At 63.4% G+C, this 17,747-nt stretch carries 16 protein-coding genes; 6 read left to right on the forward strand and 10 right to left on the reverse strand.

Annotated features, from left to right (window positions below):
* Nucleotides 1-62 precede the first annotated feature (62 nt).
* Together BUA69_RS06175 and BUA69_RS06180 are read right to left on the reverse strand one after the other, a co-directional pair.
* A complete protein-coding gene (locus tag BUA69_RS06175) occupies nucleotides 63-1,649 on the reverse strand; it encodes an ABC transporter substrate-binding protein (RefSeq protein WP_046133834.1) in 1,587 nt (528 codons plus the stop codon).
* A gap of 17 nt (nucleotides 1,650-1,666) precedes the next feature.
* Nucleotides 1,667-2,389, reverse strand: coding sequence for a FadR/GntR family transcriptional regulator (locus BUA69_RS06180; RefSeq protein ID WP_046133833.1), 723 nt, complete (start codon nucleotides 2,387-2,389; stop codon nucleotides 1,667-1,669).
* A 124-nt stretch (nucleotides 2,390-2,513) separates the two neighbouring features.
* Here BUA69_RS06180 and BUA69_RS06185 point away from each other — a divergent pair, with 124 nt between their 5' ends.
* Genes BUA69_RS06185 through BUA69_RS06195 form a run of 3 tightly spaced genes read left to right on the forward strand, consistent with a single transcriptional unit; the run spans nucleotide 2,514 to nucleotide 5,988 of the window.
* Nucleotides 2,514-3,467 carry a Gfo/Idh/MocA family protein gene (locus BUA69_RS06185; protein WP_046133832.1) on the forward strand — a complete coding sequence of 318 codons (954 nt, stop codon included), beginning with the start codon at nucleotides 2,514-2,516 and terminating at the stop codon, nucleotides 3,465-3,467.
* The gene (locus tag BUA69_RS06190) at nucleotides 3,464-4,462 is read left to right on the forward strand and encodes a Gfo/Idh/MocA family protein (RefSeq protein WP_046133831.1); all 999 of its coding nucleotides are present in this window, start codon (nucleotides 3,464-3,466) and stop codon (nucleotides 4,460-4,462) included. Before BUA69_RS06185 ends, BUA69_RS06190 begins: the two co-directional genes overlap by 4 nt.
* The gene (locus tag BUA69_RS06195) at nucleotides 4,459-5,988 is read left to right on the forward strand and encodes a putative N-acetylmannosamine-6-phosphate 2-epimerase (protein ID WP_046133830.1); all 1,530 of its coding nucleotides are present in this window, start codon (nucleotides 4,459-4,461) and stop codon (nucleotides 5,986-5,988) included. The genes BUA69_RS06190 and BUA69_RS06195 overlap by 4 nt, the downstream gene beginning before the upstream one ends.
* Here the strand turns inward: BUA69_RS06195 and mnhG are convergent, their stop codons facing one another.
* Genes mnhG through BUA69_RS06225 form a run of 6 tightly spaced genes read right to left on the reverse strand, consistent with a single transcriptional unit; the run spans nucleotide 5,989 to nucleotide 12,036 of the window.
* Nucleotides 5,989-6,363 (reverse strand): monovalent cation/H(+) antiporter subunit G, encoded by a 375-nt coding sequence (mnhG, locus tag BUA69_RS06200; protein WP_046133829.1) that lies wholly within the window; start codon nucleotides 6,361-6,363, stop codon nucleotides 5,989-5,991.
* The gene (locus BUA69_RS06205) at nucleotides 6,360-6,641 is read right to left on the reverse strand and encodes a K+/H+ antiporter subunit F (RefSeq protein ID WP_046133828.1); all 282 of its coding nucleotides are present in this window, start codon (nucleotides 6,639-6,641) and stop codon (nucleotides 6,360-6,362) included. The genes mnhG and BUA69_RS06205 overlap by 4 nt, the downstream gene beginning before the upstream one ends.
* Nucleotides 6,638-7,126, reverse strand: coding sequence for a Na+/H+ antiporter subunit E (locus tag BUA69_RS06210; protein WP_046133827.1), 489 nt, complete (start codon nucleotides 7,124-7,126; stop codon nucleotides 6,638-6,640). Before BUA69_RS06210 ends, BUA69_RS06205 begins: the two co-directional genes overlap by 4 nt.
* Nucleotides 7,123-8,754: a monovalent cation/H+ antiporter subunit D gene (locus tag BUA69_RS06215; RefSeq protein ID WP_046133826.1), complete on the reverse strand. Its 1,632-nt coding sequence runs from the start codon at nucleotides 8,752-8,754 to the stop codon at nucleotides 7,123-7,125. The genes BUA69_RS06210 and BUA69_RS06215 overlap by 4 nt, the downstream gene beginning before the upstream one ends.
* Before the next feature lies 1 nt (nucleotide 8,755).
* The gene (locus BUA69_RS06220; RefSeq protein ID WP_046133825.1) at nucleotides 8,756-9,091 is read right to left on the reverse strand and encodes a Na+/H+ antiporter subunit C; all 336 of its coding nucleotides are present in this window, start codon (nucleotides 9,089-9,091) and stop codon (nucleotides 8,756-8,758) included.
* A complete protein-coding gene (locus tag BUA69_RS06225; RefSeq protein WP_082093692.1) occupies nucleotides 9,091-12,036 on the reverse strand; it encodes a monovalent cation/H+ antiporter subunit A in 2,946 nt (981 codons plus the stop codon). The genes BUA69_RS06220 and BUA69_RS06225 overlap by 1 nt, the downstream gene beginning before the upstream one ends.
* 435 nt (nucleotides 12,037-12,471) lie before the next feature.
* Here BUA69_RS06225 and BUA69_RS06230 point away from each other — a divergent pair, with 435 nt between their 5' ends.
* Entirely contained in the window at nucleotides 12,472-14,043 is a 1,572-nt protein-coding gene (locus BUA69_RS06230; protein WP_046133823.1) for a serine hydrolase, read from the forward strand.
* Here the strand turns inward: BUA69_RS06230 and BUA69_RS06235 are convergent.
* On the reverse strand, nucleotides 14,040-14,720 hold the full coding sequence (locus BUA69_RS06235) for a GAP family protein (protein ID WP_046133822.1): 681 nt from the start codon (nucleotides 14,718-14,720) through the stop codon (nucleotides 14,040-14,042). The two genes, BUA69_RS06230 and BUA69_RS06235, sit on opposite strands and share 4 nt — an antisense overlap.
* Before the next feature lie 271 nt (nucleotides 14,721-14,991).
* Between BUA69_RS06235 and BUA69_RS06240 the strand changes: the two genes are divergently transcribed.
* Both BUA69_RS06240 and BUA69_RS06245 read left to right on the forward strand, forming a co-directional pair.
* Nucleotides 14,992-15,849, forward strand: a complete 858-nt coding sequence (locus tag BUA69_RS06240) for a division plane positioning ATPase MipZ (RefSeq protein ID WP_046133821.1) — start codon at nucleotides 14,992-14,994, stop codon at nucleotides 15,847-15,849.
* 70 nt (nucleotides 15,850-15,919) lie between these two features.
* Nucleotides 15,920-16,372: a MarR family winged helix-turn-helix transcriptional regulator gene (locus tag BUA69_RS06245; RefSeq protein WP_046133820.1), complete on the forward strand. Its 453-nt coding sequence runs from the start codon at nucleotides 15,920-15,922 to the stop codon at nucleotides 16,370-16,372.
* A 73-nt stretch (nucleotides 16,373-16,445) separates the two neighbouring features.
* On the opposite strand, the gene BUA69_RS06250 is transcribed toward BUA69_RS06245, so the two are convergent.
* Nucleotides 16,446-17,741 carry a serine hydrolase domain-containing protein gene (locus BUA69_RS06250; protein WP_046133888.1) on the reverse strand — a complete coding sequence of 432 codons (1,296 nt, stop codon included), beginning with the start codon at nucleotides 17,739-17,741 and terminating at the stop codon, nucleotides 16,446-16,448.
* Nucleotides 17,742-17,747 lie beyond the last annotated feature (6 nt).

The following is a 17,747-nucleotide window of genomic DNA, read 5'->3' on the forward strand; positions in this document are numbered from 1 at the left end:
TGTTGGGAGAACGGGGCGGCACGGTGCGCCGCCCCAGAAGCGCGAAGTTCAGGCGATTGGGCCTATTCCGACTTGGCCCACTTTTCCGGGTGCGAAGCGAAGGGGCCGCCAGCTGGAGCCGGGGTCCAGACGAAGTCCACCAGATCATTGGAGGCAACGCCATAGCGGTTCGCCACCCACATGGTTGCCCATGGCAGTTCTTCATTCATCACGCGACACACATTCTGCCAGCGCGCATCGGCCTGGGCCGCATCGGTTTCGCCAAGCGCCGCGTCAAACGCCGCACTGAGCGGCCGGCTCTGCACGCGCATGATATTGGCGCCGTTCGGCGGTAGCTGGGACTCGTTGAGACCCACATTGATGCCGGCCGGGTTCGGACCATTCTGCAGGCCCGCATAGACCAGCGGGAACGCGTTCCAGTCCGGATTGCCTTCCTTGTAGACGATGCCGTTATAGGTCGGGGTATCGACCACGCGCGGCACCACATTGATGCCGACCTGCGCCAGCATCGCCTGGGCCGCAGCCATAACATTGGCCGCCAGTGGCGTGTTGTAATAGGTCAGCCAGGTGATCGGCTTGTCGCCGTTGATCTCAGCCCAGCCGGCTTCGGCCAGCAGCGCGCGGGCCTTTTCCGGATCATAGGCATAAGGCTCGATATCGGATGGCACCAGCTGCGGCGCGATATAGCCGCAATTGGCAGCCGTCGCCGCGCCACCATAGAGGCTCTCGATGATTGCATCGCGATCGATGGCATACATGAAGGCCTGACGGACCCGCACATCATCCCAGAGGTCGACCATGTGGTTGAAGCCGACATAGTTGACGACGAAGGACGCGCCCTCGATCACCCGGAAATCGGCACTGCCGTCAAAGGTCTTGGCGTCATCGGACTCCACATAGGTGAAGTCGATTTCGCCGGCGCGCAGCGCCGAGACGGCCGCAGCCGAATTGTCGAAATAGCGGTTGATGACGCGGTCGGTGACCGGACGGCCGAGGCGGTAGTCTTCGTCGGCGGCCAGTTCGACATACTGGTCGGTCACATACTGGGTGAACTTGAACGGACCGGTACCGATGGGGCTGGTTGCCCACCAGGTGCTGGTCGCGATGGCTTCCGGCGCAATATCGGCCAGCGCATGCTGGGGCAGGATCATCACCTGCGACAGCGTCGATAGCAGACCGCTGTCGGGCGCAGAGAGCTTCAGGACCACCGTGCGGTCATCGGGCGCCTCAATCGAGGAGATCGAGTTCAGACGCGCCGAAAACACGCTGCCGGTCGCTGCATTCTTGGCCAGTTCGAGCGTGAACTTGACGTCGGCCGAGGTAAAAGCCTCGCCGTCATGCCAGGTTTCTTCGGCCAGCGTGAAGGTGATCTCGCGCAGGTCCTCGCTGACAGTCCACTCGCTGGCGAGCGAGCCCTGCAGCGCGGTCAATTCCGCATTGTAGATGACCAGGGGTTCGAAATAGACACTGAGCCAGGTCAGGCCGCCGGTCGCTGCCAGCGGATTGAAATTGCCCTGGAAACCACCGGGACCGACGTCGAAACCGCCAGTGATGGTCGACTGCGCCTGCGCAATGGCCGGCATGGTCAGCGCCGTAGCGCCAAGCAGGGCCGCAATTGCGACCGAGCGGGTAATAGCCTTCAGTGTCATGGGTAGTTCCTCCCCTGTTATGTCTGAATGGTCTGCTTGTTCTTCTCGATGACCTGCATGATGCCCTGGTAATGCTCGTCCAGGCGCGTGCGGGCCTTCTCGACATCGCGGGCGACAATCGCCTCGACGATTTCATGGTGATCGCGCCAGGTTGCCAGCGGATCGGAATTTGTCAGGTTGGCAAAGTCGGACGCCTTGTAGAAGGCACCCCAGAACACTTCGATCAGTCCGGCGAGCATGCGATTGTTGTGGCAGCGGAACAGCAACCGGTGAAACTGCTCGTCTTCTTCGGCAAAGCTTTCATTGCGCTCGGCACGCTCGCGCATCCGCTCGGTCACCGCCCGCAGCTCGGCAACGTCCTCTTCCGAGATCAGATCAATGGTCTTGCCGATCAGGCCGGTTTCGAGAACGCGGCGAATTTCGCGCAACTCCTCGACATCCCGCAAACTGTCACCCAACCCATAGGCCAGATTGTCGAGCAGCGGCTGGAACGAGAATTCCTTGACGAACACCCCGATGCCACGGCGCGTCTCAAGGATACCCAGAGACTCAAGCGCCTTGATGGCCTCACGCACCGAATTGCGCCCCACACCCAATTGCTGGGCCAGGAAGGTCTCGGGCGGTAGCGGATTGCCGGCACGCAGGCCATTGTCCTCGATATAGCCGCGAAGGCTTTCCTGCACGGTGACATGCAGCGAAGGCGGTCGGCTCAGCGGCTTTATCGACTTCATTGTGGCCATTCCGGGTCTCCTGCTGATTGGGTTCTGGCGCGAAGCCATATCACCGTTCAGCTGTCCAGGCGACTTGTGGTATAGCGACTTGTAGGATATCCTGCAAGTCAATAAACGGACAAGTGGACAACCTATGCGAATAGCCCTCCTTGGCGTCAGCCACTGGCACGCGCAAATGCATGCCGATGCAGCACTATTTTCCGGCGCCCAGCTTTGCGCTGCATGGGACAAAGACCCCGGCATCGCCGCGAGCTTCGCCGCGCGCCATGCCATCCCGGCCAAGGAAACGCTGGCAGCAGCTTTGGCGAGCGACCCTCATCTTTGCGTGGTCATGGGCCATCCCCTTGATGTCCCGGCCCTGGCGCGGGCGGTCATCGAGGCTGGCATTCCAATGGTTTTGGAAAAACCAGCAGCTTGCAGCACTGCGCAGCTGCAAACGATTGCAACAGCAGCAAAACAGCACTCTGCTTTCGTCGCCGTGCCCTTGGCCAATCGCTTCAGTCCCGCGCTTCGCCATCAGGCCGCAACCGGCCACCGCATAGCCCACGCCCAGTTCCGCATCATCAACGGCCCGCCGCAGCGCTATCGCGACGACGGCGTTGGCTGGGTCCTTGATCCCGCCATCGGCGGCGGCGGTGCCCTGCGCAATCTCGGCATTCACGGCATCGACTGCGCGCTGAGCCTGGCGAAAGGCGCGGTCAAGCTGGAGGCGGCCCATATCGGCAAGCGCCTCTACGCAGATGAAGCCGTCGAAGACCATGCCATCGTCACCTTGAGCGATTCATCCGGCGCCCTCTTCACAATCGAGGCCGGCTATACCTTCCCCAGCATGGCGGCTGGCGGCGACTTCCAATGGCGGATCGCCAGCGCGGGCGACTATGCGATCGACAATGGCGACGATGCGGTTCTGTTCACCCCGACCGGACGCACCAGCCTTGCTCCCCTCCCCGCAGCCGAGCGCTATCGCGCCTTCATGGCCGACACGCTCGCCCGGCTGGAGAGCGGCCAGCCGCCGCTGGTCGGACTGGCCGACTACGTTGCCGCCATGGACATCATCGATCAGGCCTATGCAGGAGCACGTTCATGACCGGTATCGGCATCATTGGCGCCGGCCACTTCGGCGCCGTCCACGCCCGTGCCCTGGGCGGCCTGCCCGGCGCGACCCTCGTCGCCGCCTGCCGCAATGACGCTGACGGGATCGCCGCTTTTGTGGCCGAGCATGGTGGCACGCCCTACACCGACTGGCGTGCACTGCTCGATGACCCGGCGGTGGACGCGGTGGTCATCGCCACGCCCCACCATCTGCATCGCGACGTCACGCTGGCCGCGCTCGCTGCCGGCAAGCATGTGCTGCTGGAAAAGCCCATGGCCTCCACGCTGGCCGAATGCGACACCATCATCGCCGGCGCTGCGCACAGCGCGGCCAAGCTGATGATCGGCCACGTCACCCGCTATTTCCTGCCCATGCAGGCCGCAACCGATTTTCTCGCCACCGGCGTCATCGGCCGGCCGATAACCGGCACCAGCGCCTTCATCAAGCTCTGGATGGAATCCAACCGCCAACCCTGGCACCTGCAGAAATCCGCAGGCGGGGGCATGCTGATGACGGCCGGCATTCACGCGCTCGACCGCCTGGTTTACCTGATGGGTGGCCAGGTTGCCGCAGTCAGCGCCATGATGGGGGCCGCCTTCCACCAGCAGGAGGCCGACGATATTGCGCTGATCAATCTTCGCTTCGCCGATGGCCGCTTCGGCCATGTCGGCAGCATCGGCTATCGCAACGGCGCGGTCACATCCGCCCTGCAACTGGTCTGCGAGAATGGCGTGCTGGACATCGACCTCAATGGTCGGCTACGCGTCGGCCAGGATGGCGCCTGGCGCGAATTGGACATTGCCGCCGAGGCCGATCCGATGATCGGCGCCGTACGCCGGCAATGGCAGGCCTTCCTCGCCAGCGTCAGCGCGGGCACGCCTGTCCCGATCGACAGTGCCTATGCACGTCAACTCGTTGCCATCATCGAAGCGAGCGCCCTGGCAGAGCAGGACCGCCGCGAAATCACCATTCATAAGGACCTGACATGACCGTGTCTTTGCTGGAACGCCTCGAAGGCGGGTTGATCGTATCCTGCCAGCCAGTGGATGACGGTCCGCTCGACACGGTCGAGGCAATCGTTGCCTTCGCTCTTGCCGCGCGCGACGGCGGAGCCCGCGCGCTGCGCATCGAAGGTGCGGTCAATGTGGCGGCCGTGGCCAAGGCCTGTGACCTGCCCATAGTCGGCATCGTCAAGCGCGACCTCGACGGGTTCCCGGTCCGCATCACGCCCTATCTCGATGATGTCAATGATCTCGCTGACGCCGGCGCACACATCATTGCCGTCGACGCTACCGACCGGCCCCATCCTGTTTCGGTGCCCGCATTGCTGGCTGCGATCCATGCCCGCGGCCGTCTCGCCATGGCCGACCTGGCCGATATTTCCGAGGCCACGCACGCCAAGGCGCTGGGCTTCGACATCATCGGCACCACCATGTCCGGCTATACCGGCGGCCCCATCCCCAGGGAGCCCGACCTCGAATTCCTCGCCGCCTGCCGCACGCTGGGCGGTACGGTGGTCGCTGAGGGGCGCTATAATACGCCTGCCGCCGCGGCCGCCGCGATGCGCGCCGGGGCGAGTGCCGTCTGCGTCGGCTCGGCCATTACCCGCACCGAGCATGTGACAGGCTGGTTCAGGTCTGCGGTCGACGGCGCCGCCGCCAGCCGCGATGAAACTGTCCTCGCGCTCGATATCGGCGGCACCAAGACCCTGGCCGCACTGGTGCGCGATGGCATCGTGCTTGACCGCCGCACGCTGCCCACCCCCGGCGCTGTCGCAACCCCCGAATGGTTCGACAGCATTGCCGGGCTCGTGGCTGGATGGGAGGGTAGATATCGCCGCGTCGGCGCCGCGGTGACCGGCGTCATTGATGACGGCCACTGGTTCGCCCTCAATCCAACCACGCTGTCCATTCCCGAGCGCACGCCGCTGGTGGCTGAACTCGAACGCCGCCTGGCTGTCCCGACCGTAGCCCTCAACGACGCGCAGGCCGCGGCCTGGGGCGAGTTCAGTCGAGGTGCTGGCATCGGCAGGGACATGGCCTTCGTCACCGTGTCGTCGGGCATTGGGGGTGGCGCCGTGCTGAATGGCCGCCTGATCACCGGCGCCCGCGGCCTGGCCGGCAGCCTCGGCCAGATCCAGGGCAGTCCAGCGGCCCCTCGGCTCGAAAGCCGCGCCTCAGGCTTTGCCATCGCGGCAGCCGCCGGGGCTGCCGGTCATCCCGCCGACACCAGAGCCGTGTTTGCCGCTGCCGACGCGGGGGAAAGCTGGGCCACCGGCATCCTGCATGCCGCTGCGGCAGACCTTGCCATCGGCCTGTGCGACCTGCAGCGCATGCTTGATCCGGCATTGGTCGTGCTCGGCGGTGGCATTGGCTTGCTGCCGGCCTTCCGCGCCGTTCTTGACCAGGAACTGGCCGGGTTGCCGTCGCGCCTGCGCCCGGCTGTCGTTCCCGCGCAACTGGGCGCCGACGCCGGCATTATCGGCGTTGCCGACTTCGTCTGCGCGCCGGCATAATCAGCGCTGGCCCTGTTCGGTATAATCGGGATCGGCCGAGGGCGGCACATTGCCGTTGCGCTCGGTCCGGTCCCGATAGAGGGCTGCGCGGGCCAGCAGCATGAGGGTGACTGGCGTCGTCACCGAGACGAAGACGAAGACCAGCACTTCATGCACGGCGAGGCGCTGATTGGTCACCGTGAAGTAAACGACGGAGCCCAGCAGCAGAAAGATGGTGCCAAAGCTGGTGCCCAGCGTCGGCGCGTGGATGCGGTGGTAGAAGGTCTCCAGTCTGGCCAGCCCGATGCAACCAACCAGCGTCAGCAGCGCACCGGCCAACACGAGTACCGATACCAAAATCGCCGCCCAGACGGGGGTATCGACCGTTTCAATCATTCGATGACCTCGCCGCGCATGAGGAACTTGGCCAGCGCCACCGTGCCGACAAATCCAAGCAGGCCGATGATCAGTGCCACCTCGAAATACACCGTCGTGCCGGTGCGGATGCCGAACGCCACCAGCATCAGCATCGCACAGACATAAAGGGCATCGAGTGCAAGGATACGATCCTGCGCCCGTGGACCCAGGATCATCCGATAGACAGTGGCCACCATCGCCAGCGCCAGGAACACCTGCGCCACCGAGATCGACCAGAACAGGATGGTCGCGCTCATTGGAAAATCTCCAGCAACAAGGCTTCGTAGCGGTTCTTGAGTGTGTCGATCCAGGTCGCTTCGTCGACCAGATCAAGCACGTGGATCAAGACGGTGTTGTTGCGCGCGTCATATTCAAGCCAGGCACTCCCCGGCGTTGCCGTCACGATGCAGGCGAGGATAGCTAGGGCAAACCGATCGGTCAGCAACAGCGGCACCGTGAGGAAACCATCCGTCTGGCCACGCTGCCTGCCTTCGAAGATGATGCGGGTGACCGCGATGTTGGAGCGCGCAATATCGACCGTGACCAGCCCGATCAGTTTGATGATCTTGCCGATATGGCGGATTTTGGGGCGCTCTGGCTGCAGCGCTGCCATTGCCCGGCTGGCCGCGAGAGCGATGCCGGCGCCGAGCAATATCTGTCCGGGGGCAATGGATTGCTGCAACAGCAGCCACATTGCCAGCAGTGCCAGGGCGAGCAGCGGATGGGGCAGAATATGTCTCATGGTGACACCACCTCGACCACCAGCGGCGCGTTCAGCACATCAGCGATATAGCCCGCGGGCATATGCAGCGCTGCCGCCGCTTCATCCATATAGCCCATGACGGGACCGGCCATGACGCTCATGGCGATGCAGAGGCCCAGCAGAACCAGCACCGGCGCGATCTCGATCACCCGAACCGGGGCAGGCCGATCCGACATGGTCATCCAGAACGTGTTGATGCCGGTACGGGTCAGCGCGATCAACGCCGCAAAACCCGAGAAGATCAGAAGCCCGATCAGCCACCAGGTCGACGCCACCACCGCGCCAGCCTCGATCAGCCCATCCGGGTTGAGCATGGCCGACAGCATGGTGAACTTGGCCAGAAACCCCGACAGCGGCGGCAGGCCCGCCAGCAGCAGAACACAGATACCGAAACTGATGCTGAGCACGGCCAGGGCGCCGGGAATGACGACGCCGACATCCTCGACCTCGTCCATCTCCTCATCTTCCTCGCCATAGGCTTCCATGGTCACCGCAAGCACGTCGGCGCCTTCGATACGGATGCGCTCGAGCAGTTCGACAAGCAGGAAGAATGCACTGATCGCCAGTGTCGAAGATACGAGATAAAACAGAGCACCCGCAGTTACCCCGACATTGCCGAACGCGGTGGCTGCCAGCAGCGTGCCCGAAGAGACCAGCACGCAATAGCCCGCCAGCCTCGCTGTCGACTGCGAGGCCAGCACGCCCACCGCCCCAAATGCGATGGTTGCCATGCCGCCATAGAGCAGGAAATCATGCCCGAACCCAGCCGATGCCCCCGAGCCCTCGCCAAAGATCAGCAGCGACAGGCGCAGCACCGCATAGACGCCAACCTTGGTCATGATGGCAAACAGCGCCGCCACCGGCGCGCTTGCCGCCGCATAAGTCGTGGGCAGCCAGAAGCCCAGGGGCCACATACCCGCCTTGACCAGAAACGCCACGCCCAGAATCGCCGCACCGGCCTCGAGCAGGCCGCGATCGCTGGCAGCAATCAGCGGCACGCGCGCCGCCAGATCAGCCATGTTGAGTGTGCCAGCCACGCCATAGATCAGCGCCGCACCAATGAGAAAGAGCGACGACGCCGCCAGGTTCACTGCGACATAGTGCAGTCCCGCCTTGACGCGGGTCAGGCCCGTACCATGCAGCGCCAGCCCATAGGACGCCGCCAGCATCACTTCGAAGAACACGAAGAGATTGAACAGATCGCCGGTCAGGAACGCTCCGTTCAGCCCCATCAGCAGGAACTGGAACAGGCTGTGGAAGCTCGGGCCAGCGGCGTGCCAGCGGGCCAGTGAATAGACCAGCGCACAAATGCCCAGCACCGCAGTCAGCAGCACCATCATCGCCGCCAGTCGATCTGCAACCAGCACGATGCCGAACGGCACCGGCCAGTTGCCCAGCGGATATGTTGCAGTGGCCCCCGTGGTTGCATCCACCCCGGCGGCCTTGATCACCAGCAGGACCGCGAACACCACCAGCAGCGCAGTAGCCCCGAAATTGATGATCGCCTTGGCGGTGCGCAGCCGGTCGTCGAAGAACAGCATGATGGCGCCGGCTGCCATGGGCAACACGATCGGCAGGATGACCAGATGGTCGAGCAATCCACCCATGCTAGTGCTCCCGTCCATCGACATGGTCGGTGCCGGTCAGGCCACGCGCGGCCAGCAGCACCACCAGGAACAGTGCCGTCATGGCAAAGCCGATGACGATCGCGGTCAGCACCAGCGCTTGCGGCACCGGGTCGGTATAGTGCGAAATGTCGGCGGAGCCGCCATCCAGCACGGGCGCCGCATCGAGACGCAGCCGACCCATACCGAAGATGAAGAGATTGACCGCATAGGACAGCAGGCACAGCCCGATGATCACCTGGAAGGTCCGCGGTCGCAGCAACAAGAAGACCCCGCAAGTGGTCAACACGCCAATGCCGATGGCAACAATCAATTCCATCAGCGTGCCTCCCCGCTTGTCGGGGTGCCCGTTTCAGCCACTGGCACGGCCGGCGCGGACCGGCGCGACGCCTTTGGAGCGCGAACCGATTGGTGCGCCAGCGCGATGAGGATGAGCACCGTTGCCCCCACCACCAGCACGAAAACGCCGAAATCGAATATCAGGGCGCTCGCCATGGGCACCCGACCGATGATCGGCAGATCGGCATATTGGAACGCCGTGGTCAGGAACGGGTAGCCGAAAATCCAGGAGCCCAGCCCGGTGGCCAGCGCCAGCAGCAACCCGGTTCCGATCCACATGACCGGCAGGATGCGCAGGCGATCTTCGACCCAGCGCGTGCCCCCGGCCATGTATTGCAGGATGAAGGCAATCGACATGATGATACCGGCAGCAAATCCGCCGCCCGGCTGATCATGTCCGCGCAGGAAGATATGCAGTGCCAGCACGATGATCACCGGGAACAGCCATTGCATGATCACGGCCGGGATCATCAGGTATTGATTGATGGTATCGCCCCTGTTGCGGTCAGGCCGTTCATCGTCAAAAGCATTCTGGATGCGCTGCTGCTCGGGCTTCTCGATGGATTCGCTGGCCGGCCGGAAGCGACGCAGCAGGGCGAACACCGTCAGGGCCACAATGCCCAGCACGGTAATTTCGCCCATCGTATCGAAGCCACGGAAGTCCACCAGCATGACGTTGACGACATTGGTGCCGCCACCGAGCTTATAGGCGTTTTCGAGGAAATAGCTGGAAATGCCCTCCGGGCTCTGCCGCGTCATCACCGCATAGGCAATCAGCGCCATGCCGGCACCGGCCGCAAGCGCCAGGCCGAGATCGCGATAACGGCGGCCGCGCGCCCGCACCACATTGGTGTCATCCTCGAGCAGTTGCACGCGCTTGGGCAGCCAGCGCATCCCCAGGAGGATCAGCACGGTCGTCACGATCTCGACCAGCAATTGGGTGACCGCCAGGTCAGGCGCCGAAAACCAGACAAAGGTGATGCAGGTCACCAGACCGGCGCCGCTCATCAGCACCAGCGACACCAGCCGATGGAACTTGGCCTGGTGCGCGGCCGCGATGGCGCAGGCAATGCCGATCAGCCAGATGATGGCAAAGGCCGGATCGAAGCCATTGAGCGACAAGTGCATCGGCCCCATCCGCCCCACCAGAACCAGGGCCGCCGCACCAACGGCTACGGCGACCAGCAGGAACAATTGCGGCTGCAGACGGCGGGTGCCGAAACGTTTTTCCAGCAGCTTTGCCCATTTCCACGAGATCGACACCAGCACGCGCTCGAAAATGCGCTGGCCCTTGAGGTTGCGGATCAAGGGCGGCCCTTCAATGCCGCGCTGCAGGTAGCCGTACAGCGCCCAGTACAGCAACCCGCCGCCCACCAGCGCAATTGCGCTCATGGCCAGCGGCAGGTTGAACCCATGCCAGACCGACAGGCTGTAATAGGGGGTATCGGGACCCGTCACGGAAACGACGGCAGCCGCGAGGAATGGTCCGATGGTAATGCCTGGAATGATGCCGACGATGAGGCAGAGCAGCACCAGCACCTCGATCGGCCGACGCATCAGGGCCGGTGGTTCGTGCGGCACCCGGTCCAGTTCTGTCGGCGGCGGCCCGAAAAACACGCCATGCACGAAGCGGAGCGAATAGGCCACGCTGAACATGCCGGCGACGGTCGCTCCGATCGGCAGGGCCAGATTGACGAAGGTATTTGGGTCACGCAACGCCGTCTCGGTGAAGAACATCTCCTTGGAGATAAACCCATTGAGCAGCGGCACGCCGGCCATCGCCGCACTGGCAACCATGGCCAGCGTTGCCGTGAACGGCATGAAGCGGAACAGCCCGCTCAGTTTTCGGATGTCACGCGTCCCCGTCTCATGGTCGATGATGCCGGCGGCCATGAACAGCGATGCCTTGAACGTCGCGTGATTGGCGATATGGAAGATCGCCGCCACGGTCGCTAACGGGCTGCTCATCCCCAGCAGTGTGGTGATCAGGCCCAGATGACTGATGGTCGAATAGGCCAGCAGGCCCTTGAGGTCGGTCTGGAAGATCGCCGCATAGGCGCCCAGCATCAGCGTGGTCAGCCCGGCAAAGGTGACGATCCAGAACCAGGCATCGGTGCCGGCCATCACCGGCCAGAACCGCACCAGCAGGAACACGCCCGCCTTCACCATGGTGGCCGAGTGCAGATAGGCCGAAACCGGGGTCGGCGCCGCCATGGCATGGGGTAGCCAGAACTGGAACGGGAATTGCGCGCTCTTGGTCAGCGCCCCCAGAAGCACCAGCAACAGCGCCGGAATATAGAGCGGGCTCTCGCGGATCAGGTCGCCCGAAGCCAGCACCACGTCGAGGTCATAGCTGCCGACGATCTTGCCGATGATCAGCATGCCCACCAGCAGGCCCAGACCGCCAAGCCCAGTGACGATCAAGGCCATGCGCGCGCCATCGCGGGCCGCCGCCTTATGGAACCAATAGCCGATCAACAGGAACGAGGTGACGCTGGTCAATTCCCAGAAGATGACCAGCTGGATGATATTGCCCGAAATCACCATGCCGAGCATGGAGCCCATAAAGGCCAGGAAGAACGCGAAGAACCGCGGCACCGGATCTTTGGGCGACATGTAATAGCGCGCATAGAGCACGACCAGCAAACCCACCCCGGTTACGAGGAGACAGAAGAGCCAGGCAAACCCGTCCAGACGGAAGATGAGATCGAGGCCCAGAGTGGGCAGCCACGGCACTTCGAAACGCACCACTTGACCATTGGTGATCTGGGGAAAGAACCAGATCGTTACCGCCAATCCGAACACTGCCACGCCGCCGGCCAGCCAGGCCTCGGCATTGCGGGCATTGGAAGGCAATATGGCAGCCACAAGACTGGCCAAAAATGGCAACAGTACAATGAGCACTAGCAAATTTGGCGACGTCATCTGCGCGGGGGCAACCTCTATGCGGGGGGCAGGAAAGTCGCATCCAGAAAGTCAGCGACCACTGCTTTCTCAGCCATACCTACCGCTAAATCAACCCTGCTATTGGGCAAACTTCCCGTTATCTGATCTCGATGGCGCTTCAAGCACTTGATCCCTGGCAGTAGCGCCTTCAAGCCTTGCCGGTACCATACCCGCCGATGGTCGATCCAGCAGGCTCCACCACTTGCCGACGGCACTCCCGAGCTGCGGGCATTACCGTCCGCAGCTTTGGTCGATTGGCCGCAGGTAAAGGCCATGGTTATGGCGCCCCCCCCTGAAGCAATCGCTCGGTGCTCGGGCGGGTAAGCGGCCAGCAGCACGTATTACACGGACCCCCCGGTTGCGGTTCACGAACTTGCCGCTACACTGCGCCCAGTTCTGCCTGAGAGGCCTGCAATGTCCCTGCCCTTCAAGTCGCACCGTACGACGCTGTCCCTACTGCTGCTGGTTGGCGCCATCACCCCGGCGCTGGCCCAGCCAGCGGCGATCCATCTTGGTGCTGCGCCCAATCAGGACGTGCTCACCCTGCCGCCCGACAGCATCGACGCAGCCCTGGCTGACCTACCCGACCATATCAGCGCGGTGATGGCGCGCAGCGGCGCACCGGGTGTTGCGGTCGCGGTCGTGCATGGCGGCGAGACCATCTATGCCCAGGGCTTTGGCGTGCGCGAACGTGGTAAAGACGCGCTCATCGACGCCGATACCGTGTTCCAGATCGCCTCGGTTTCCAAACCCCTTGCGGCGACCGTCGCTGCAATCCAGGTCGCGGCCGGCATTGTCGACTGGGATGACCTGGCCCAGCAATACCTGCCCGATCTGGCGCTCGGCGACCCTGCCGTTTCGGCCATGACGACGATCGGCGATCTCTATGCCCATCGCACCGGCCTGCCGATGGCAGCCGGCGACGATCTTGAGGATTTTGGTTTCAGCCGCGATGACATCGTCGCAAGGCTGCGCCATCTGCCGCTCGACGCGTTCCGCACCTCTTACCACTATGCCAATTTCGGGATTACCACCGGCGCCGAAGCCGTTGCCGCCGCTTCCGGCCTGCCCTGGGAAGACTTGGCGGAACAGGCGCTTTATCAGCCGCTGGGCATGACCGCGACCAGTTCGCGCTATGCCGACTTCCTCGCCCGCGACAACCGCGCCGCCCTGCACGTGCTGCAGGACGGCACGTTCCAGCCGCTGTATCAGCGCGATGCCGATGCCCAGTCCCCCGCTGGCGGGGTTTCCTCAAGCGTCAACGACCTGGCCAAGTGGCTGCAGCTCCTCCTGGCCATGGGCGAGCATGACGGCGGCGCCTTGTTCACCCCCCAGGCCATGTTGCCGGCGCTGTCACCGCAGGCTTTCAGCGGCAGGCCGCATGCAGTCGATGCCCGGCCCGGCTTTTATGGTTATGGCTTCAATGTGGGGGTCAACACGAGCGGGCGAACTGCCTTCAATCATTCCGGCGCCTTCACGCTGGGGGCCGGCACCCATATCCAGTTCATTCCCTCGGCCGACATTGCCATCGTGGTGCTGACCAATGGCGGCCCCATCGGCCTTGCCGAGGGCATCGCCTTCCAGTTCATGGATATCGTGCAATATGGCAGCCCGACGCGCGACTGGTTCGCCGCTTTCAATGGGGTGATGGCCCATTACTACGATCCTGTCGGCGACCTTGCCGGGCAGAAGCCACCCGCCGATCCTGCCCCGGCCCAAGCGCTTGCCGACTATGCCGGCAGCTATGCCAATGACTATTTCGGTCCCATCCTCATCACCGCTGACGCCGACGGATTGCAGCTGAGCATTGGCCCGCGCGGCGACAGCTTCCGGCTCCAGCACTGGCAGGGCGACGTCTTTGCCATGACCCCGTCCAGCGAAAATGCGCCCAAGGACTCACGCTCCTCGGTGATTTTCGATCGCGCCGCCGGCACCGTCCATATCGACTATCTCGACGCCAACGGCCTCGCGACCTGGACGCGTTAGGATGCGGCCAGACCCGACAGACCGCTGCCCAGCACGCTCATTCCCAGAATGGCGAAAATGACCATCAGGATGACGTTGTTATTGGCCAGCATGAACTGCTTGACGCCCTCGAGCTGAGCCGTGACGCCTTGACCGCCAAAAGCGTGCACCAGGGCCACGGCCAGTACCGAGCCTGAGCTGAGAAGCACGAAAACCAGCACATCGACGCCGATTGCGGCAATTGACAGCGACACCTCGGCCAGCGGCGACATTGCTGCCAGAGTGAAGGCGAAGTGCTTGGGATTGACCAGCGCCACCGTGACACCCAGCCGCAATGCCTTGGCGCCATCGACGTCGCTGAAAGTGTCGATCCATTTCGGCACCACCGGTTTATCACCGCCGCGCGGCCGCTTCTGCCATTTGCGCAGCGCTGCCCAGAGCAGCAGCAGGCCAACCAGGACCCGCGTCAGATCGAGCCAGAAATTGCCGCCCGGCCTGGGCTCGCCCAACTGGCCGATCAACACAACCAGCACGATCGCCAGCACGGTCATCCCCGCGATCCAGCCCAGCGTGAACGCAAATCCGGCCCCGCGGCCACTGCCCGACAATGCCACCAGCACCGCCGCGACGATCGGAATCGGCCCCAGGGCAATCGCCATGGCCATGGGCAGCATCTGCCCGATCACATCCAACAGCACCTTCAGGCTCCTTGCTGGGCGCGCATATCAGCCAAGCTGTCACAGCCAGAGGCTGCCGTCATCAGCTCTGGCAGTCGGCCGGTACGTTTTCGGATTCGTGCGCCGAACCGGTTGGCGGCATCGCACCGCGTCCCTTTCATCGGACGGGCTGGTTTCAAAACGGTCGAAAACCCGGCACGCGCCCAGCGCCACCTGTCTGCGTTAGGGGTTTGTTAACCATGGGGACACTTGATGGAGATGCGGGATCGATCCCTGATTTGGAGAGTCGGACATGGTGCAAACAGGCGCGCACATCATTGCGGTGGGCAATGAAAAGGGGGGCTCGGGCAAGTCGACCACGGCGCTGCACCTGGCAGTCTACCTGCTGCATCAGGGCCATCGCGTTGCCACCATCGATGTCGACAGCCGCCAGCAGACCCTGACCCGCTATGTGCGCAACCGCCGCGCCACGCTGGAGACCAGCGGCCGCTCGATCCCGATGCCCAAGCATGTCCACCTGCCGACCGCCTGGGGTGACTCGATCCGCGAGAACCAGCGCGCCGAACTCGACATCTTCACCAAGGCCGTGGATGGGCTGCGTCATGAGGTCGATTTCATCATCATCGATACGCCCGGCTTCGACGGCAACCTGGCGCGCCTGGCTCATGGCTTTGCCGATACGCTGGTCACTCCAATCAATGACAGCATGATCGATCTCGACGTGCTGGCACGGATCGACCTGGCCAGCGGCGAGCCGATCGAGACCAGCCCTTATTCGCGCAATGTGCAGCGCGCCCGCGCCGAACGCCAGACCAGCACCGGCCGGGGCATCGACTGGGTGCTGGTGCGCAATCGCATTTCCAATCTCGGCTCGCGCAATGCCAGCCAGGTGCAGGACACTGTCGAGCGTATCGCCGCCCGCCTGGGGTGCCGCGTGGCCGAAGGCATTGCCGAGCGCGTGATTTTCCGCTCGCTGTTTCCCATTGGCATGACCGTGTTTGATCCGCTGGAAGCGGACCTGCTCGGCGGCGCACCCTCAATGTCGCACGTCAATGCGCGCCAGGAATATCGCAGCCTGGTGGCGGCGCTCAACCTGCCGACTCCAGCCAGACCCGACACCGCAGCAACGCCAATGCGGCTTTCGGCCTAATTGTGCATCCGCATTGGGACGCCGTCCCCAGTTAGTTGCAAGCGCAACTAACTGGGGATAGCATCTGTCGATGAAGTCCGACCCCGCATTCGATCTCAGTCATTTCCTGCCCTATATGCTCAACCAGGCGGCGGAAGCCGCCAGCCTGGGATTCCAGCAGGTCTACAAGCAGCGCTATGGCATGTTGCGCACCGAATGGCGCGTGCTGTTCCACCTTGGCCGCCATGGCGAAATGACGGCCAAGGCAATCTGCGAACGGGCGCGCATCCACAAGACTAAGATTTCACGCGCCGTCAAAGCGCTTGAAGATCGCCGCTTTCTTATCCGCCACGAACAGCAAAGCGACCGCCGCGTCGAACTGCTGAGCCTGACCAGGGCCGGCGCTGCGGCCTATGCCGACCTCAGCGCCATCGCCCGCGACTATGACCAGCAGCTGGCAGCACAATTCTCGGAGACGGAGCGGGCGATCCTGCGCCAATGCCTGCAACAGCTGGCCGACCTGCCCGCGCGGGCACGGGAGTGAGCTGGCGCGCCAACGGCCACCCCATCGGGATGGCCGTCAGACTCGGCGCTGCATTGCGCCTAACACGGGCCGGTTACTGCCCCAGCAAATACTCGCCCACCGCCTCGTATGCCGGCAGAGTGGTTGGATCGTTGGCGGCATTGCCGGCCTGCGGATTGGAGGCAAACCGCGCAATGACCATCTTGGCCTCGGGGTCAACATAGATCGACTGACCGTGCACCCCCCTGGCCATATAGGCGCCATGAGCATTGTTGGTGATCCACCACATGCCGCGATAGCTCCAGCCGGGAAGCAGGTCATAACCGGCTTTTGCGAAGGCATCGACATCGCCACCGGCGCGGATGCGCGCAATGGCCGCCTCGGGTACCAATTGCTTGCCATTGATGGCACCATTGCCGAGCATCAGCTGGCCGATCCGCGCCAGATCGGTCAGGCTGGCATTCAACCCGCCACCCGCAAAGGGCGTGCCGATAGAATCGACGGTATAATAGCCATCCTGGGCGGCTCCCATCTGGCTCCAGATCCGATCCTGCAGCAACTGGGCCACCGATTTGCCGGTGACACGCGCGATGATCCAGCCCAGGGCATCGGTATTGATGGTCTTGTAGCCGAAGGCCCCGCCATGCTCGCCGGCCTTGCGTACTGTCTGCAGATACTCGAAATAGGTCCGGGGCCCGGTATAATCGGCGGGCTTTGGCAGAGGATTGCCGGCAGCCCCATAGGTCCAGACGTCGGCATTGGGATCGGAATAGTCTTCGCTATAGTCCAGGTTCGTGGTCATCTCCAGAACCTGCTTGACCGTCGCGTCGCCGAACGCACTATCGGCCAGCTCCGGCACCAGGCTCGCCACTTCGGCGGTTTCATCGATCATGCCCTCCGCCACCAGCATTTCGCCGAGCAGACCGGTGATCGATTTGGTCACCGACATGGCCCCGTGCTGACCCAGTTCGGTGAGGCAGCCAGAGTACTTTTCATAGACCACCACGCCATCATGCAGCACGACGATGCCATCGGTGAAATTGGCGTCGAGCGATTCCGCCCAGGTCATGGTGCCGTCGCCGCCCAGCGGCGTAAAGGTCAACGCGTCGATGGCAGGGTCCACCTTCGCCGCGAAGGGGACGGGATCGCCAATGCCACGGCTGACATTGACGGTCGGCATCAATTCGCGGAAATGGCACACTGTCCAGCGCAGTTTGGGAAAGCTGAAATAGTCGGGGTCCGTAAAGCGGATGATCTTGTCGTCGGGTGGTGGCGCACCCACCATCCAGCCAAGCTTGATAGGATCAGACTGCTCAGCCGTCATCGCGGCCCCATCCTGGGCAAATGCCGATAGCGGGTTCAGCAGTGTGAGCGTGGACAAGAGTCCCATCTTGAT

It is taken from the genome of Devosia limi DSM 17137 (assembly GCF_900128975.1).
Classification (GTDB): domain Bacteria; phylum Pseudomonadota; class Alphaproteobacteria; order Rhizobiales; family Devosiaceae; genus Devosia; species Devosia limi.

Bases quoted from the DNA above. Each gene is read 5' to 3' on its own strand.
- BUA69_RS06175 (WP_046133834.1), bottom strand. From the start codon at position 1,649: ATGACACTGAAGGCTATTACCCGCTCGGTCGCAATTGCGGCCCTGCTT.
- BUA69_RS06180 (WP_046133833.1), bottom strand. From the start codon at position 2,389: ATGGCCACAATGAAGTCGATAAAGCCGCTGAGCCGACCGCCTTCGCTG.
- BUA69_RS06185 (WP_046133832.1), top strand. From the start codon at position 2,514: ATGCGAATAGCCCTCCTTGGCGTCAGCCACTGGCACGCGCAAATGCAT.
- BUA69_RS06190 (WP_046133831.1), top strand. From the start codon at position 3,464: ATGACCGGTATCGGCATCATTGGCGCCGGCCACTTCGGCGCCGTCCAC.
- BUA69_RS06195 (WP_046133830.1), top strand. From the start codon at position 4,459: ATGACCGTGTCTTTGCTGGAACGCCTCGAAGGCGGGTTGATCGTATCC.
- mnhG (WP_046133829.1), bottom strand. From the start codon at position 6,363: ATGATTGAAACGGTCGATACCCCCGTCTGGGCGGCGATTTTGGTATCG.
- BUA69_RS06205 (WP_046133828.1), bottom strand. From the start codon at position 6,641: ATGAGCGCGACCATCCTGTTCTGGTCGATCTCGGTGGCGCAGGTGTTC.
- BUA69_RS06210 (WP_046133827.1), bottom strand. From the start codon at position 7,126: ATGAGACATATTCTGCCCCATCCGCTGCTCGCCCTGGCACTGCTGGCA.
- BUA69_RS06215 (WP_046133826.1), bottom strand. From the start codon at position 8,754: ATGGGTGGATTGCTCGACCATCTGGTCATCCTGCCGATCGTGTTGCCC.
- BUA69_RS06220 (WP_046133825.1), bottom strand. From the start codon at position 9,091: ATGGAATTGATTGTTGCCATCGGCATTGGCGTGTTGACCACTTGCGGG.
- BUA69_RS06225 (WP_082093692.1), bottom strand. From the start codon at position 12,036: ATGACGTCGCCAAATTTGCTAGTGCTCATTGTACTGTTGCCATTTTTG.
- BUA69_RS06230 (WP_046133823.1), top strand. From the start codon at position 12,472: ATGTCCCTGCCCTTCAAGTCGCACCGTACGACGCTGTCCCTACTGCTG.
- BUA69_RS06240 (WP_046133821.1), top strand. From the start codon at position 14,992: ATGGTGCAAACAGGCGCGCACATCATTGCGGTGGGCAATGAAAAGGGG.
- BUA69_RS06245 (WP_046133820.1), top strand. From the start codon at position 15,920: ATGAAGTCCGACCCCGCATTCGATCTCAGTCATTTCCTGCCCTATATG.
- BUA69_RS06250 (WP_046133888.1), bottom strand. From the start codon at position 17,741: ATGGGACTCTTGTCCACGCTCACACTGCTGAACCCGCTATCGGCATTT.